The 14,017-nt window shown below is 62.9% G+C and carries 12 protein-coding genes; 6 read left to right on the top strand and 6 right to left on the bottom strand.

The window, feature by feature from the left end:
- Nucleotides 1–34: 34 nt before the first annotated feature.
- Nucleotides 35–1,015 carry a hydrolase gene (locus tag CUC44_RS01305; RefSeq protein ID WP_100858201.1) on the top strand — a complete coding sequence of 327 codons (981 nt, stop codon included), beginning with the start codon at nt 35–37 and terminating at the stop codon, nt 1,013–1,015.
- Here CUC44_RS01305 and CUC44_RS01300 read toward each other — a convergent pair.
- On the bottom strand, nt 1,000–2,151 hold the full coding sequence (locus CUC44_RS01300) for a sensor domain-containing diguanylate cyclase (protein WP_100858200.1): 1,152 nt from the start codon (nt 2,149–2,151) through the stop codon (nt 1,000–1,002). The genes CUC44_RS01305 and CUC44_RS01300 overlap by 16 nt on opposite strands.
- 83 nt (nt 2,152–2,234) lie before the next feature.
- On the opposite strand from CUC44_RS01300, the gene CUC44_RS01295 reads away from it, so the two are divergent.
- The 3 genes from CUC44_RS01295 (at nt 2,235) to CUC44_RS01285 (ending at nt 4,093) form a co-directional block, all read left to right on the top strand.
- Nucleotides 2,235–2,477 (top strand): YheU family protein, encoded by a 243-nt coding sequence (locus CUC44_RS01295; RefSeq protein ID WP_100858252.1) that lies wholly within the window; start codon nt 2,235–2,237, stop codon nt 2,475–2,477.
- A gap of 197 nt (nt 2,478–2,674) precedes the next feature.
- Nucleotides 2,675–3,544: a phosphoribulokinase gene (locus CUC44_RS01290; protein ID WP_100858199.1), complete on the top strand. Its 870-nt coding sequence runs from the start codon at nt 2,675–2,677 to the stop codon at nt 3,542–3,544.
- 15 nt (nt 3,545–3,559) lie between these two features.
- On the top strand, nt 3,560–4,093 hold the full coding sequence (locus tag CUC44_RS01285) for a DUF4136 domain-containing protein (protein ID WP_100858198.1): 534 nt from the start codon (nt 3,560–3,562) through the stop codon (nt 4,091–4,093).
- A gap of 61 nt (nt 4,094–4,154) precedes the next feature.
- Here the strand turns inward: CUC44_RS01285 and CUC44_RS01280 are convergent, their stop codons facing one another.
- Both CUC44_RS01280 and CUC44_RS01275 read right to left on the bottom strand, forming a co-directional pair.
- Entirely contained in the window at nt 4,155–4,454 is a 300-nt protein-coding gene (locus tag CUC44_RS01280; RefSeq protein ID WP_100858197.1) for a hypothetical protein, read from the bottom strand.
- A 48-nt stretch (nt 4,455–4,502) separates the two neighbouring features.
- Entirely contained in the window at nt 4,503–4,907 is a 405-nt protein-coding gene (locus tag CUC44_RS01275) for an OsmC family protein (protein WP_167388738.1), read from the bottom strand.
- Between the two features lie 315 nt (nt 4,908–5,222).
- On the opposite strand from CUC44_RS01275, the gene crp reads away from it, so the two are divergent.
- Nucleotides 5,223–5,861 (top strand): cAMP-activated global transcriptional regulator CRP, encoded by a 639-nt coding sequence (crp, locus tag CUC44_RS01270; protein WP_025328082.1) that lies wholly within the window; start codon nt 5,223–5,225, stop codon nt 5,859–5,861.
- A 104-nt stretch (nt 5,862–5,965) separates the two neighbouring features.
- Nucleotides 5,966–6,766 (top strand): putative RNA methyltransferase, encoded by an 801-nt coding sequence (locus CUC44_RS01265; protein ID WP_100858195.1) that lies wholly within the window; start codon nt 5,966–5,968, stop codon nt 6,764–6,766.
- A gap of 108 nt (nt 6,767–6,874) precedes the next feature.
- Here the strand turns inward: CUC44_RS01265 and CUC44_RS01260 are convergent, their stop codons facing one another.
- The 3 genes from CUC44_RS01260 to CUC44_RS01250 all read right to left on the bottom strand — a co-directional run bounded on the left by CUC44_RS01260 (nt 6,875) and on the right by CUC44_RS01250 (nt 13,914).
- Nucleotides 6,875–9,244: a M66 family metalloprotease gene (locus tag CUC44_RS01260; RefSeq protein WP_425266288.1), complete on the bottom strand. Its 2,370-nt coding sequence runs from the start codon at nt 9,242–9,244 to the stop codon at nt 6,875–6,877.
- 157 nt (nt 9,245–9,401) lie between these two features.
- Nucleotides 9,402–11,180: a hypothetical protein gene (locus CUC44_RS01255; RefSeq protein WP_100858193.1), complete on the bottom strand. Its 1,779-nt coding sequence runs from the start codon at nt 11,178–11,180 to the stop codon at nt 9,402–9,404.
- A 133-nt stretch (nt 11,181–11,313) separates the two neighbouring features.
- Entirely contained in the window at nt 11,314–13,914 is a 2,601-nt protein-coding gene (locus tag CUC44_RS01250; protein ID WP_100858192.1) for a glycosyl hydrolase family 18 protein, read from the bottom strand.
- Between the last annotated feature and the right edge of the window lie 103 nt (nt 13,915–14,017).

Genomic DNA, 14,017 nt, shown 5'->3' with positions numbered 1-14,017 from the left:
GCCACCCCTTGCCCCGTATGCCCAGAGCCATTTCATGCTGACAGAGAGCCACTTCCACGCCCCCTGGTGGGCCCGCAACCCGCACCTGCAAACCATATTGCCAAAGTGGCTGCGCCGGGCGCCGGCCCGCTTCACCGCCGAGCGGTTCGAACTGGCGGACGGGGATTTTGTCGATCTCGCCTGGAGCGGCCCCATCAGTCAGGATCGGCAGCCACTGCTGGTGCTGTTCCACGGCCTGGAGGGGAGCATCCACTCCCACTACGCCAAGGGGCTGTTTGCCCATCTGCAGCGCCAGGGCAAGGAGGCGGTGCTGATGCATTTTCGGGGGTGCAGCGGCGAGCCGAACCGGCTGCTGCGGGCCTATCACTCCGGCGCCATCGAGGATGCCCAGGCGCTGATCGCCGAGCTGGGCCGCCGCTTCCCCGGCAAGCCCATGGTGGCCATCGGCTATTCCCTTGGCGGCAACATGCTGGTGAACCTGCTGGCGCAGGCCTGCCCTAGAGAGCTGACGGCGGCCGTGGTGATCTCGGCGCCGCTGCAACTGGCGAGCTGCGCCGATCGAGTCAATCAGGGGTTCTCACGGGTGTACCAGAGCTATCTGCTGCGCACCATGCGGGAAAATCTGCAGAAGAAGATCCGCCATCAGACGGCGGCCCAGGCGCGCTGGCAGCCGGACCAGGTCACCCGCATCGCCACCCTGCGCGACTTTGACGAACAGGTGACGGCCCCCCTGCACGGCTTCAACAGCGCGGATCACTACTATCAGACCTGCTCGGGACTTGGGCTGCTGAGCCGCATCCCCATCCCGACCCTGATCATTCACGCCGCCGACGATCCCTTCATGACCCATGCGGTGATCCCGACACCGGAGCAGCTCTCCCCCCAGGTGCGCTATGAGCTGAGCCGCCGTGGCGGCCACGTGGGTTTCCTGCACGGTACCCCCTGGCGTCCCCGCTTCTGGCTGGAAGAGCGCATCAGCCTCTGGCTGCGGGAACAGACTCAAGGGGCCGTCTGATAGCCGTTGCGGCCCCCATCCTTGACCCGATACAGCGCCTCGTCCGCCCGCACCAGCAGCTCGCCTATGGTTTCGCCGCTGCGCAGCAGGGCGATCCCGAGGCTCGCCGTCACCTGCTCGGCGACGCTGGAATCGGCGTGGGGTATGGCGCAGATGGCCAGCTCGCTGGCGATCCGCTTGGCCACCGTCTCGGCGGCAGCCCCGTCGGCCCCGTATAGCAGGATCACGAACTCCTCACCGCCATAGCGGGCCACCACGTCCGTGGGTTCACGCAACGAGGTGCGCAGGCAGTCGGCCACCGCGATCAGGCACTCATCCCCCCGCTGGTGACCGTAGCGATCGTTGAACAACTTGAAGAAATCCACGTCCAGCAGGATCAGGGCGAGGGAGGTCTGGTGCGCCCGCACCTCCTTGAGGATCTGCTCGCTGACGGTGGCAAAGTAGCGGCGATTCGCCACCCCGGTCAGGGGATCGCTGTTGGCCATGACATCCAGCTTGCGCGCCAGCACCAGGTTGTCGTGCTCCCGCGACACCGCCAGTTCGAACCAGCCGTTGAGCATGCGCCGCCCGGTTTCCAGCACGGTGAGCAACACCACCACCGACAGCCCGTTGATCATGTTGATCGGGGACGGGCTGCCATAGGCCCGTATCAGCACAAACAGCAAGGGAGTGGCCGCCAGGCAGTAGAACAGCCGCATCTCGCTGTAAAAGGCGATGAGGGCCGTCAGCAGCAACAGGCTGACCATGTTGAAGCTCAGGCCGAATCCCCCCTTGGGATCGACCTGGGAGATGGTATGGCCGGTCGATGCCCAGACCATGCCCCAGCACAGGGCGCAGCCCCACAGCCAGGGTCGCCACAGGGAAGAGGGCTGGCGGGAGAGCCAGCGCCACAGAAGGGGCAGCAGCAGGCAGATGCCCAACATGGCGATGAGCTGCCACTCGTAGTGCCAGGGCAGGAGCCCGGTCGGCATCATCTGGGCATCCCAATAGACGTAGAAGCGGGTGATCAGAAACAGGATGGCGATGAGGTTGATGACCCAAAACCAGCGCAGCCCCCCTTCCAGCGCCCGCCGACGGGCATCGTGCAGGTGGTGCTCGAACCGGCTGGCGAGGCGACGTTGTTCAGCGGAGAGCATGGACGACCTCGCCCGGACAAACTGCTTGCGCTTGGTGGTCAGACAAAGACAATGTCCCCATTTCCATGACCGAAGATGAAACCATGATAATCCCCTGGCAAGAGCTTGATCCGGATACGCTCAACAACCTGCTCGAACACTTCGTCCTGCAAGAGGGTACCGAATACGGTGAACAGGATGTCAGCCTGACTGACAAGGTCGATGATGTCAGAAAACAACTGCAGCAAGGTAGCGCAGTTATCGTCTACAGCGAACTCCATGAGAGCATAAATATAGTTCCCCTGGAGTCCCTGCATCGTTATGCCGCCCCGGACATGCCTGAATAAGGCACCTCCCCGCTCCCACAGGCAGCGAATCCAACCAACAGATGGCATTTACAGAGAATAAACAGGAAGTGGTTCTGTGAGTGGCAGTCGCTTTCGCTGCCCCCCAGGGTTCCCACGGCCAGGGTCGGCCAGAGAACCCACTTGACCGCCCTTTGAACATCCCCTTATAACGGAACTCCCAAGGAAGAGAGAATTCTATGTCGGCCAAGCATCCCATCATTGCGGTTACCGGTTCGTCCGGTGCCGGCACCTCCACCTCCACCAATGCGTTTCGCTCCATGTTCCACCAGCTGGGGTACAACGCGGCCGTGGTCGAGGGCGACAGTTTTCATCGCTACACCCGGCCCGAGATGGACGTGGCGATCCGCAAGGCGCGCGAACAGGGACGTCACATCAGCTACTTCGGGCCGGAGGCGAATGACTTCGGCCTGCTGGAGTCCTTCTTTCAGGAGTACGGCCAGAGCGGCAGCGGCCAGTACCGGCGCTACCTGCACAGTTTTGACGAGGCGGTGCCCTTCAACCAGATGCCGGGCACCTTCACCCCCTGGCAGGATCTGCCGGGAGAGACGGATCTGCTGTTCTACGAGGGGCTGCACGGCGGCGTGGTCACCGGCGAACACAACGTGGCACGGCACGTGGACTTTCTCATCGGGGTGGTGCCCATCGTCAACCTGGAGTGGATCCAGAAGCTCATTCGCGACACCTCCGAGCGAGGCCACTCTCGCGAGGCGGTCACCGACTCCATCGTCCGCTCCATGGATGACTACATCAACTTCATCACCCCCCAGTTCTCCCGCACCCACATCAACTTCCAGCGGGTGCCGACCGTCGACACCTCCAACCCCTTCAGCGCCAAGGTGATCCCGAGTCTGGACGAGAGTATGCTGGTGATCCGGTTTCGGGGCATCAAGCAGGTGGACTTCCCCTACCTGCTGTCGATGATCGACGGCGCCTTCATGTCGAGGATGAACACTATCGTGGTGCCGGGCGGCAAGATGGGTTTTGCGATGGAGCTGATCCTGCGCCCCCTGATCCAGCAACTGATCGAAACGGGCAAGATCACCTGAGCCAAGGAGCATGTGATGCGCGCTGTACTTCTCTCGTTAACAATGGCCGCCCTGCTGGGCGGTTGCAGCACGGGCCCCGCCGCCCCCACGGTCGAGACCGGCACCATGGTGGTAAGGCCTGCGGACCACTGGCGCTACGGCGCCACCCCGCGCTATGCGCTGGCCGAGCAGTTCCAGTACGCCGGCAACAGCGCCGCCGGCTGGCTGGAGCCGGTGCAGCAGGCGGTCAGTGACGATCTCAACGGCAAGGGCTGGCAGAGCGTTCCCCTCGATGAGGCCGATGTCTGGGTCGCCATCGGGGTGGCGGGCAGCAAGGACATGAGCGATGGCGAGATCTTCTCCCGTCTCGGCATGACCCCGGGCCTGCAGGCCAAGGGAGATGCCCGCAAGGGCACCCTCGCCATATTGCTGCTCGACAGGCAGAGCCAGCAGACGGTGTGGAGCAGCGCCATCCAGCTCGCCAGCGACAGCCCCATCGATGATGCCGCCCGCCGCCAGCTCAGCCAGCAGCTCGCCGCCCAGCTGCTAGGCTCCCTGCCCGCCCGCTGAGGCCCCAAAGCACAACGGCCTGCTCGAGGCAGGCCGTTGTCGACACACGCAAGTCACAGGATTACTTGAGTTCGCAGGTGAGCTGAGTCACGCCTTTTTGAACCAGGGTGCCCTGCTTGTCCTTGTGGGAGAAGGTGGTAACGCCATCTGAGTAGCTGGCCGTGTCTTTGGGCGACTCGATGCGCCCCAGCTTGTGATAGACACCGGCATAGGGGAACTGCACCATGTCGGCCTGGGCATCATAGGTGATGGCCAACAGCTCTTCCCCACACTGATACTGACTGTACTGATATTGGGTCGGCTGCGGCATGCTACAGGCAGCCAGCCCGAACAGGGGAAGCAACATTATCATCTTTTTCATTGCACTTTCCTTATGTCATGGCGTTATCGACGGGACAAACTACAACTATCAAGCTTCAACGATTTGATAACTATGGGTAATTTCGACCGCTTTTTCCAACATCAGGGAAACTGAACAATACTTTTCCATCGACAGGTCGACCGCGCGGGCCACCTGTTTCTCGGCCAACCCCTTGCCGGTCACGACGAAATTCAGATGGATCTTCTCAAAGACCCGGGGGACCGAGTCGGCCCGTTCCCCTTCCAGCTCCACATGGCACGCGGTCACAACCTGACGCGCCTTCTCCAGGATGGAGACCACATCGATGGAGCTGCAACCACCGACCGCCAGCAGGATCATCTCCATCGGGCTGGCACCTTCGCCCGGGTTCGCGCCGTCCAGCGTCACCTGATGACCGGACTCGCTCTGACCCACAAACTTCATGCCTTCCACCCAGCTGACCTTGGCTTTCATCTCACATTTCCTCTCAATGACAACGGTTATAACGCTCATAGCATACCTCAGCCAAGGCCCGAGTGGCACATGTCCCATTATCTTGTGCACTTCCAGCGGAAATAGATCGAAATCAACATCTTCCGACCTCTTCTTACCTAGAATGGCCGGGATGGCGCAGCAGAACGGCGCAAGATGGCGCGGGCAAAAGTCCCCAAAGCCTTGTCAGCACAGACAAAGGCTCTTATTCTACTGCGACCCAATACAAGGAATGGCAAGCTTGGCAACTTGCCCGGACGCACGAGTCCATAAAAAAGACACTACAGAGGAAGTCTCATGATCATTGGCAAACCGCAAAGCGATCCCACCCTTGAGTGGTTCTTGTCGCATTGCCACATTCATAAGTATCCCGCCAAGAGCACCCTGATCCACGCCGGTGAGAAAGCGGAAACCCTCTATTACATCGTCAAGGGGACCGTCGCCGTCTTGATCAAGGACGACGAAGGCAAGGAGATGATCCTCTCCTACCTGAACCAGGGTGATTTCCTGGGCGAGATGGGGATGTTCGAGGAGAACGAGAATCCGGAGCGCTCCGCCTGGGTACGTGCCAAGGGAGCTTGTGAAGTCGCCGAGATCTCCTACAAGAAATTCCGCCAGCTGATCCAGGTCAACCCGGACATACTGCTGCGCCTCTCCGGCCAGATGGCCAAGCGCCTGCAGCACACCAGCCAGAAGGTCGGCAACCTCGCCTTCCTGGACGTGACCGGCCGGATCGCCCAGACCCTGCTGAACCTGGCCAAACAGCCGGATGCCATGACCCACCCGGATGGCATGCAGATCAAGATCACCCGTCAGGAGATTGGCCAGATCGTCGGCTGCTCTCGCGAAACCGTCGGCCGCATCCTCAAGATGCTGGAAGAGCAAGAGCTCATCTCTGCCCACGGCAAGACCATAGTGGTGTTTGGTACCCGCTGATCGGCAGCAGCCCGCGCCGTCAGATAAAAGGCTGCTCCGGCAGCCTTTTTCGATCGTCTTCCCCTATAATCGTACCCCTCTCGGCCTCAACCAAGCGAGTAGCTATGCATCTTCAATGCCCAATCTGTCGTGGTGCTCTGCATCTTCATGAAGCCTCCCGCGGGGTCTATTGCGACAAGAAACACCACTTCGACCCGGCCCCGGAAGGCTATCTCGATCTTATCCCCGGCAAGAAGGATCCCAAGGACAGCGACAGCCGCATGCTGATGCGCGCCAAGCGCCGCTTCCTGGAACAGGGCCACCAGCTGCCGCTGGTAGAGGCCATGGCGAGCCTGCTGGCCCCTCTCGGCACCTCTGAACTCATCCACCTCGGCTGTGGCGAAGGCTACTACTGCCGCGTCCTGGCCGAGCGCCTGCCGGGCTGGCGCTTCGGCGGCTTTGATCTGGCCAAGAACGCCATCTTCGCCGCCAACAAGGCGCAGCCGGAGGGCCACTTCGTCATCGCCGATCCGGCCAAGGCCCCGCTACTCCCTGGCACGGCCCAGGTGCTGCTGGTCAATGACCTCAAGATCAAGACAGAACAGTTGGTCAGCTGGCTGGCACCGGGTGGCTATCTGCTCTACCTGCAGCCAGGCCCGCGCCACCAGTGGCAACTGAGGACCAGCCTCAACCCGGTGAGCATGGAGCACCCCTTGAGCTGGCCTGCCCTGACCGGGCTCAACCCGCTGCAACAGGTGCGCTGCCAGTTCTCCATGACCATGGATCAGGGCCTGCGCAGCCACATCCTGGAGACCAGCCGCCTCGGCTGGCGAGCGAGCGGTGAACAGCGCCACGCCTTCACCCATCAGGGACCGGATGCGCTGGAACAGGATCTGTTGCTCGGCCTGTGGCAAAAGCCGCTCTGACGACATGCGTCCTGCCATGAAAAAAGGCCCCGAGGGGCCTTTTTTATTGTGTCATTTACCTTCTTTTACGCTATATGGCGCTGTAAAAAGCAATATGAACAACATGAATCACTGCTGCAACGGGCGTCCATTGACTGTGTAGGTGAGCGTCCCGGCCGGCGCCGAAATGGCCTGCTGATCCAGGGTTCTGCCGCCGCAGACCACGGCGGCACGGCTTGGCTCGCTCGCCTCTGGCACGTTGACATGGAACTTGTTCATCAGCCCGGCGCTCAGGCGGTGATTGGCCAACCGGAACTGCAACAGACCGCTCCGGGTCTCCACCTGCAACTGGCAGTCACCACCCGTGACCTTGGCACCATCATCCCCGTAGCTGAAGCCATAGGCGCCATGCAGCGCCGGGTAGACATAGCTCGGCAGCTGACTCTGAGGATCGTAGTAGCCCACCAGGGTAGTCACCGGCACCCCGAAGCCCTGCGGCTTGCGCGGAGCTCGGGTGTCCACCGGCGCCCCTTCCTGCCAGCGGCTGCCATCCGAGGTGTAGCTCTTCTTGAAGCCACGGGAGACGGTGATCTGCTGACCGTTGATGAAGAGCACGCTGTTGTAACCGGCGTTGTGATCGACGGTGAGGATCCGGCCCGCGTTGGCGGCCGAGGCGGGGGGCGGCTGGATGTTGCGCGTCCAGTTGCCATCCCACATGGCCACCTTGACCAGATCGTATTCCGCCAGCAGGGCCGCCAGCTTGGCCTCCCCCAGGCTGTTCATGGGGGCGCTCACCTGCTCCAGGGCCTCGACCTTGTGCTGATAGGGCTCCATGGTCGCTGTGGTCGCATTCCACTTGCTGAAGCCGGTCACCGAGCGGGCATCGAACACCGCCTTGCTCTCGAGGAAGTTCTGTATGATGGCCGCCGAGTTCGGGGTGTAGAGGGTGAAGCGATTGAAGCTGGAGAGGGGCGCGCCCCCCGCCATGGCATCCAGGCCAAACGGACGGCCGTCGAAGGGGGCCTGGCACTGGCCGTCGAGGCAGGTGCTCTGGCCATTGCGGCTGACCCCGAAGTTAGGAATGAAGCGGTTCTTGTCCCCGTCCCAACCCCAGCTGGAGTTGGCGGCCTCGGCGCTGCGGTGCACCGAGCCGGCGAAGCCCCCCACATAGTGGCCGAGACCATAGTTGTGACCCACCTCGTGGCTGAACTCGTTGCCAAGGGAGCTGTCGAGGGTGACGATGCCACCGCCGCCAGAGCCGCCGTGCACCTGCACCCCGTTGGCGTACTTGCCGCGGCTGTTGTGGGCCGCCAGCTGGGCCACCACATAGGGATGGCTGTTCTCCCCCTCCCCTGCCGTGCTGTTGATGCCGTAGTTGGCGTTGTCGATACCAAGGGAGACCAGCTCCTTGCCGATGCGCTGGCGCATGGTGCCCTCGTGCCAGCCCCCCTGGCTGGGATCAAAGTCCGTGAGCAGGGTGCCATCCGGCAGCATCACCTCGCTCAAGGAGAGCGGTGCGTACTGGCTGACGATGAGCCGGCTGGTGGGCACCGTCTGGAAATACTCCCGATGCGCCTCGGGATCCTTGGCAAAATCGAACTCGTTGCGGGGAGAGGTGAGCATGCCGATGTCGATGGTGTGGATGAGCAGCTCGCTCGGCGCCCCTATGTCGAGCCCGTTCAACTCGCCGCTCAGCGCCCCCTGGCTCAGTTGCAGGTTGAGGCCAGGCAGGATCCACTCTGCCGGCAGCACGGCGCTCCAGGCATCGGTCGCATAGCGAAGGCCGTTGTTCTCAAGCTCCCCGTCCCGGATCCACTGGCCCCCCACGAACTTGAACTGCAGCGTCTGGCCACGAGAAATCGTCGCCTGGCGACCGCTGTAATGGATGGTCGAGTTGTAGCCGGCGTTGGAAACGACCCGCACCATCTTGCCGGTCAGTGCGGCGTCGCCCGGCAGCTGGATATCCCGCACCCAGCGCCCGTCCGCGGTCTGGATGGTCACCAGGGCATGGGGTTGCAACTTGCCCTGCAGGAAGGCGCCGGCGGGATCGCTGAGCTTGGCCAGCTCGCCGCTGCTGTTGATGACGCCGCTGGTGCCGGGGCCCGGGGTGAAGTCGACCCCCTCCTCCGGTGAACCTTCCAGGTAGTAGGCCGGTTTGGGCAACTGATCCGGGCCATTGAGGGTCAGGGCACCGAGCAGGCGACCGGCACCATCCCTGGCCGTCAGCTGCATGGGCACGCTGGCGTCGGCCTGCAGGGGCCGCACCAGCAGCAGGCTCTTGCGCTCGGCCACCAGCCTCGGCTGATTGTCCCCCTCCTTGGGGTGGGCCGGCAGGATCTGGCTCTGGGCAAACTGCACCTGGGCCGCGAGGGAGCCTTGCAGATCATTGATGGGGGGCCTGTCGTTGAACGGCAGGGAGGGGGGCGCCTGGACCGCGGCCAGCAGAGGGCCGCTTGCCAGCGTGGCCATGATCAGACTGGCGATGTGCGTTTTTTTCATTGTCATGGTTTTCATCCTGTTGGGCATGTCCACATGCCTTGTTGTAAGAAGCCTGATGGAACAGGTGACGGCTCCTCGGCTCCGCCCCCATCCACTTATTTGAATCTCTGTGCTGGGGTGGCAGGTTCGTCCAGAACCTGTCACCACTCAGCGCTGTTTATCGGTTCTGGCTCGGCCCCTTGGCCTCGCTCACCCCGGGATCCCCGGCGGCGATGCGGCTGCTCAGAGTCTGGTGGATCACCCGCCACTGGGACGCGAAGAAGATCCCCTCCTGGCGACCGACATACATGAGGTTGGCGGCGCCATTGGGTTCTGTGTCCTTGGTGTGCCACAGCCCCAGGTTATGGCCCAGCTCATGGGCCAGGGTCAGGGACTGGCCCAGCTCGGTGGCATTGCCGGGACAGGCGGCGCGATAGCCGGCACGGGGTGGCGCATCGGTCGGCCCCGAGCCCGTGGATGAGCCCCCGCCAGTGCCGGGGCATGGCCGAGCATCATCCTTGGTGAGTCGCATCACATAGAGATTGGAGAAGACCAGCTCCTGGTTCGGGATCCAGCCCTCCTTGATCGGCGCGGCCTGCTCGATACGCCCTGCGTCGGTAGAGTAGCCATCGCCATCCTTGTCCCACTCGTGCACCAGCACGCCGTTGTCGACCCAGCTGAGCCGGATGTTGTAGGGGGCATAGCGGCGGCTGATGTCGCGCTGGATCAGGACGCCGTCATCCCAGAGATGGGTCCTGGCCTCGCCGGGGAAGGCGATGTAGCTGTAGGAGAGGGTCACCGCCTTGGGTGCCGTGACGATGAGGCGTACCAGATCGACCCGCTCGCCGTTGGCCAGGATCTCCAGGTTGGTCTCCCCCTCCTGCAGCCCGCTCAGCACCAATCGGTCCTCTCCCTCTCCCTGCTGGATCTGGAGCGTCGCCAGCGCCGGATCCGCGATGACGTAGTTCAGCACCTGGGCCTCGGCCCCCGGCAGCTTGCGGACGTGGAGCAGCTCCTGGCCCCCCGCGCTGCTCAGCAACTTCTCCTTGAGCGGACGGCTGAGGCCGGGGTCGAACGCGAGCTGGTTGGCGGGATCCGCCAGCACCTGGGCATAGGGATAGAGCGCCTGCTCCTGTACCCCCTCCGCATTGAGCCAGAATTGGCCCGCTTCGTTGCGCTTGAAGCCCTGCTTGCTGGCTCCGGCCAGGTAGCGCAGGGTGAATTGGTAGTCCCGATCCGCCAGCACCGAGATGGGGGCGCTGGGGGTGAAAGTAGTGCCGGTGCTGAAGGTCAGGGGCCCGTCATAGAGCACCTCGCCGCTGGCGGGATCGGTCAGGCGCAGCGCAAACTGGCGGTTATTGCCACCCCAGACCCCCTCTTTGACCTGGAAGCTGCGAATGGACAGCCGCTCCCCCAGCAGTGGCAGGCCGGAGCCCGGGATCCACAGGGGGCGGCTCAGCTCGCTGCCTACCGCCATGAGGAGGCTGCTGTTGATGACGGGGCCCTCATCCCAGAGTGCCCCCAGGGCGAGCTGATTGACGGGATGCTCCAGCGCCGGATCATAGACGGTGACCGGCAGCGAGAAGGTGGTGGTGACACTCCCCCACCCCTTGAAGCCATCCACCGTGGGCAGGCCATTGTCCTTGACCTGATACTGGGCCACATAGTGGCCGGGCTGCTGGGTATTGACCCCGCTCTTCTGGCTGATGCGGGTGCTGAGCTCCCCATCTTCCGCATCCCAGGCGGTCAGCAAGGGGGCGAAGGCCGCGCCCAGGGGCAGCTTCTGGGGGAAATTGTTGACCAGGCCCTCCTGGCTGTAGATCTGGGGAGCGCTGTTGTCTTTGCGAAACTCGCCGGTCGTGCTGCTCTGTTGAGCCATCGCCAGCGGGCTGATATTCAGGATCGCCAGCCCCAGGATGGAGAGTTTGCCCATCCACTGCGTGCTGTCTTGGTGCATTGAAAATATCCTCGGTGCGCATAGCGCTGATGTACGACGTTCTGATAGCAGATTGGGAATATCTGGCAGGTCGGGAAGGTGGGTGGAGAAAGCAATGGGGCACCGGGCCCCATTGCTTGGGTCATGATGTCACTCAGTTACAGCTGGCAGCACCCTGGTCAACCCAGACGGCGGCCTTGCCGGGCTCGTCACCCTTGGTCCAGTACTGGGCCTTCCACTTGCGACCGTTGTGGTTGGTCAGGTCGCCGGCGTTATAGGCCACCCCGGCATTCCAGCCGAGCTGCACCGCACTCAGCAGCTTCCACTGATCCGCGGTCTGGCTTGGCTCGTTGCCCTGGGTCCAATACTTGGCTTGCCACACTAGCTGCTTGTGGCTCACCTTGGCATTGGTGTTGTAGACGGCGCTGGCGCTCCAGGCCGGGTGGTTGGCCGCATCCGGATCGGTTGCCTCACAGCCACCCCCAGTGCTCGCCGGTTTGACGGTCAGACGGGTGCCGGCACTGGCATCCAGAGAGCCGTCGGTGACCACCAGGCTCAGGTCATAGGCGGTGTCGCTGGTGACGCTCGGGCCTGTGACTACCAGGGTCGCGCTGTTCTGACCGGTGGCGGTGAGACCCGCAGGCAGGCTCCACTGATAGGTCAGGGCGTCGCCGTTCGGATCGGAGGCGGTGGCCTTGATGGTCACCTGCTTGCCGGATTCGACGCTGGCGGTGGCCGGTACCGTCACTACGGGCGGCAGGTTAGGCTGCGGCGCCTTGTTGGTCACCACCACCTGATCCTTGGCCGTGAGGTTGTGATCGTCGGTGACGGTCAGCTCGAACACCAGGTTGATGTCGGCGCTGACGGCGTCCAACACTACCCGGGCCTTGGCCTGAGTAGCATCGAGCAGGCTGACCTGCGGGCCAGAGACCTGCTTCCAGCTGTAGCTCAGCACACCGCTCTCGGGGTCATGGGAGGCGGCGCCGTTGAGGGTCACCTCGGCCGGGCCTGTGACGCTCAGATCGCTACCTGCATTGGCCACGGGCGGCTTGTTGACCGGTGGCGTGGTGCCGCCGTCCCCGTTGCCGAGCCCTTCGTGCATGGCGTTCAAGATGTCGCCGTTATCCGCATCGATCTCCCAGGCGAACAGGCCGCCGAGCTGGTTGGCCAGCACGTACTGCCCCTTGGCCTTGACCGAGCGATCGTTGTCGAAGCTGATGAGATCGCCGGTGCTCGCCTTGAAGACGTAAGGCGCTTCCGCCGTTTCGTCATAGCCCTGCTCCCAGCCCGCGCCCATGCGGTTGTTGACGATATCGCGGTAATCCACCACGCCATTCTCCCAGGTGCCCTTGATGGGACCGGTCGCACTGCCGGTGAAGGGGTTGCCGGCCTGATAGCCATTGACCCCGGTCCAGCCACGGCCATACATGGCCGCACCGACCACGACCTTGCCCGGAGTCACACCCTGGCCGAGCAGCGCCTTGACGCCCTTGTCGGTGGTGTACTTGGTGGCCGGATCCCAGCTTGATGCATAGAGGTTGGTCTGGTGAGCCAGGTTCTTCAGATCGAAGGCGCCGCTGAAGTCGTAGCTCATCAGGAAGATGTAATCCATGTACTGCTGGGCAGCCTGATAGTCCACCTTGGCAATCTTGTCGCCGCCGGCGCTGATGGCCGAGGTGAGCTCATACTGGCGGCCGGTCTCGGCTTCCAGCTCGTCCAGCATGGCGCGCAGCTCTTTCATCAGGGCCACATAGGTGGCGCCATCGTTCGGGCCACCCAGATTGGGGTTGGCACCCTGGCCACCCGGGAACTCCCAGTCGATGTCCACGCCATCGAAGAATTTCCAGGTCTGCAGGTACTCCTTCATGGAGGCGACGAAGGTGTCGCGCTTGGTCTTGTCACTGAAGAAGTAGAAGGGGTCGGACAGGGTCCAGCCACCCACGGAAGGCAGGATCTTGAGGTTTGGGTTGGCTTTCTTCAGCGCCATCAGGTTGCCGAAGTTGCCCTTGTAGGGCTCGTCGAAGGCGGTGAGATTGCCCTGCCCCATCTGGACCGCGGCCCAGGGATCATGGATGGAGACCTTGAAGTCCTCACGGCCGGCGCAGGAGCGCTGCAGTGCCTCGAAGCTGCCTGAGATCTCTTTCAGGCTGTCGTTGATGCCGTTACCGCCACAGATGGGGGTGAAGCCATAGAGGATGTGGGTCAGGTTCTTGGCCGGGATCTTGTCCACGGTGAACTTGCGGCCATAGACGCCCCACTCCACGTAGTAGGCCCCGACCACCTTGCCGGCCTTGTTGGTGTAAGGCTTGTTGTTCTCTTGCAGGGGCGCATTGAGCGGCGCCAGGTGGCTGCCGTCCGTGTCGGCCACCACTATCTCCTTCTTGTCGGATAGGGTGCAGCCGTCGGCGTTGCACAGGGCCACCTGCATCTGATAGCGGCCACCCTTGGTGACCTTGAAGTTGGCGGTGCCCGCCGCACTGGCGGCGCCGGACCAGACTTCCTTGCCATCGAGCAGTACCTTGGCGGTCTGGCCCACATCGCCGGACCAGAGGTTCCAGGTCACGCTGACCGGGGCGCCGTCCTTGTGGACAGTGACCAGCTTGTTGTAGGAGGTGGCGGCCTGATCGACCTGGATGATGGCGAACTTGGTTTCACCCCAGCCGATGGTGGGTTTGCCGGGGGCGGCAGCGAGGGCGGAGGTAGAACAGAGCCCCCCGACCAGCAATGCCAGCAGGGAATGTTTTGGACTGAACATAGTTGAACTTCCTTATTTCGTTATTGGTATGAACAACGAAAAAGGCAACGCGACCGGACAGGTAACGCAGACAACATCGATACCATGGCTTGGCTCCATGGAC

The organism is Aeromonas lusitana (assembly GCF_002812985.1).
Taxonomy (GTDB): domain Bacteria; phylum Pseudomonadota; class Gammaproteobacteria; order Enterobacterales; family Aeromonadaceae; genus Aeromonas; species Aeromonas lusitana.
The sequence above is the reverse complement of the archived record's forward strand: the minus strand, read 5'-3'. Positions and strand labels throughout refer to the sequence as shown.

Coding starts and splice junctions, on each gene's coding strand:
- CUC44_RS01280 (WP_100858197.1), bottom strand. CDS start 4,454: ATGAAAAAGATGATAATGTTGCTTCCCCTGTTCGGGCTGGCTGCCTGT.
- CUC44_RS01275 (WP_167388738.1), bottom strand. CDS start 4,907: ATGAAAGCCAAGGTCAGCTGGGTGGAAGGCATGAAGTTTGTGGGTCAG.
- CUC44_RS01285 (WP_100858198.1), top strand. CDS start 3,560: ATGCGCGCTGTACTTCTCTCGTTAACAATGGCCGCCCTGCTGGGCGGT.
- CUC44_RS01305 (WP_100858201.1), top strand. CDS start 35: ATGCTGACAGAGAGCCACTTCCACGCCCCCTGGTGGGCCCGCAACCCG.
- CUC44_RS01300 (WP_100858200.1), bottom strand. CDS start 2,151: ATGCTCTCCGCTGAACAACGTCGCCTCGCCAGCCGGTTCGAGCACCAC.
- CUC44_RS01265 (WP_100858195.1), top strand. CDS start 5,966: ATGCATCTTCAATGCCCAATCTGTCGTGGTGCTCTGCATCTTCATGAA.
- CUC44_RS01295 (WP_100858252.1), top strand. CDS start 2,235: ATGATAATCCCCTGGCAAGAGCTTGATCCGGATACGCTCAACAACCTG.
- crp (WP_025328082.1), top strand. CDS start 5,223: ATGATCATTGGCAAACCGCAAAGCGATCCCACCCTTGAGTGGTTCTTG.
- CUC44_RS01260 (WP_425266288.1), bottom strand. CDS start 9,244: ATGAAAAAAACGCACATCGCCAGTCTGATCATGGCCACGCTGGCAAGC.
- CUC44_RS01255 (WP_100858193.1), bottom strand. CDS start 11,180: ATGCACCAAGACAGCACGCAGTGGATGGGCAAACTCTCCATCCTGGGG.
- CUC44_RS01250 (WP_100858192.1), bottom strand. CDS start 13,914: ATGTTCAGTCCAAAACATTCCCTGCTGGCATTGCTGGTCGGGGGGCTC.
- CUC44_RS01290 (WP_100858199.1), top strand. CDS start 2,675: ATGTCGGCCAAGCATCCCATCATTGCGGTTACCGGTTCGTCCGGTGCC.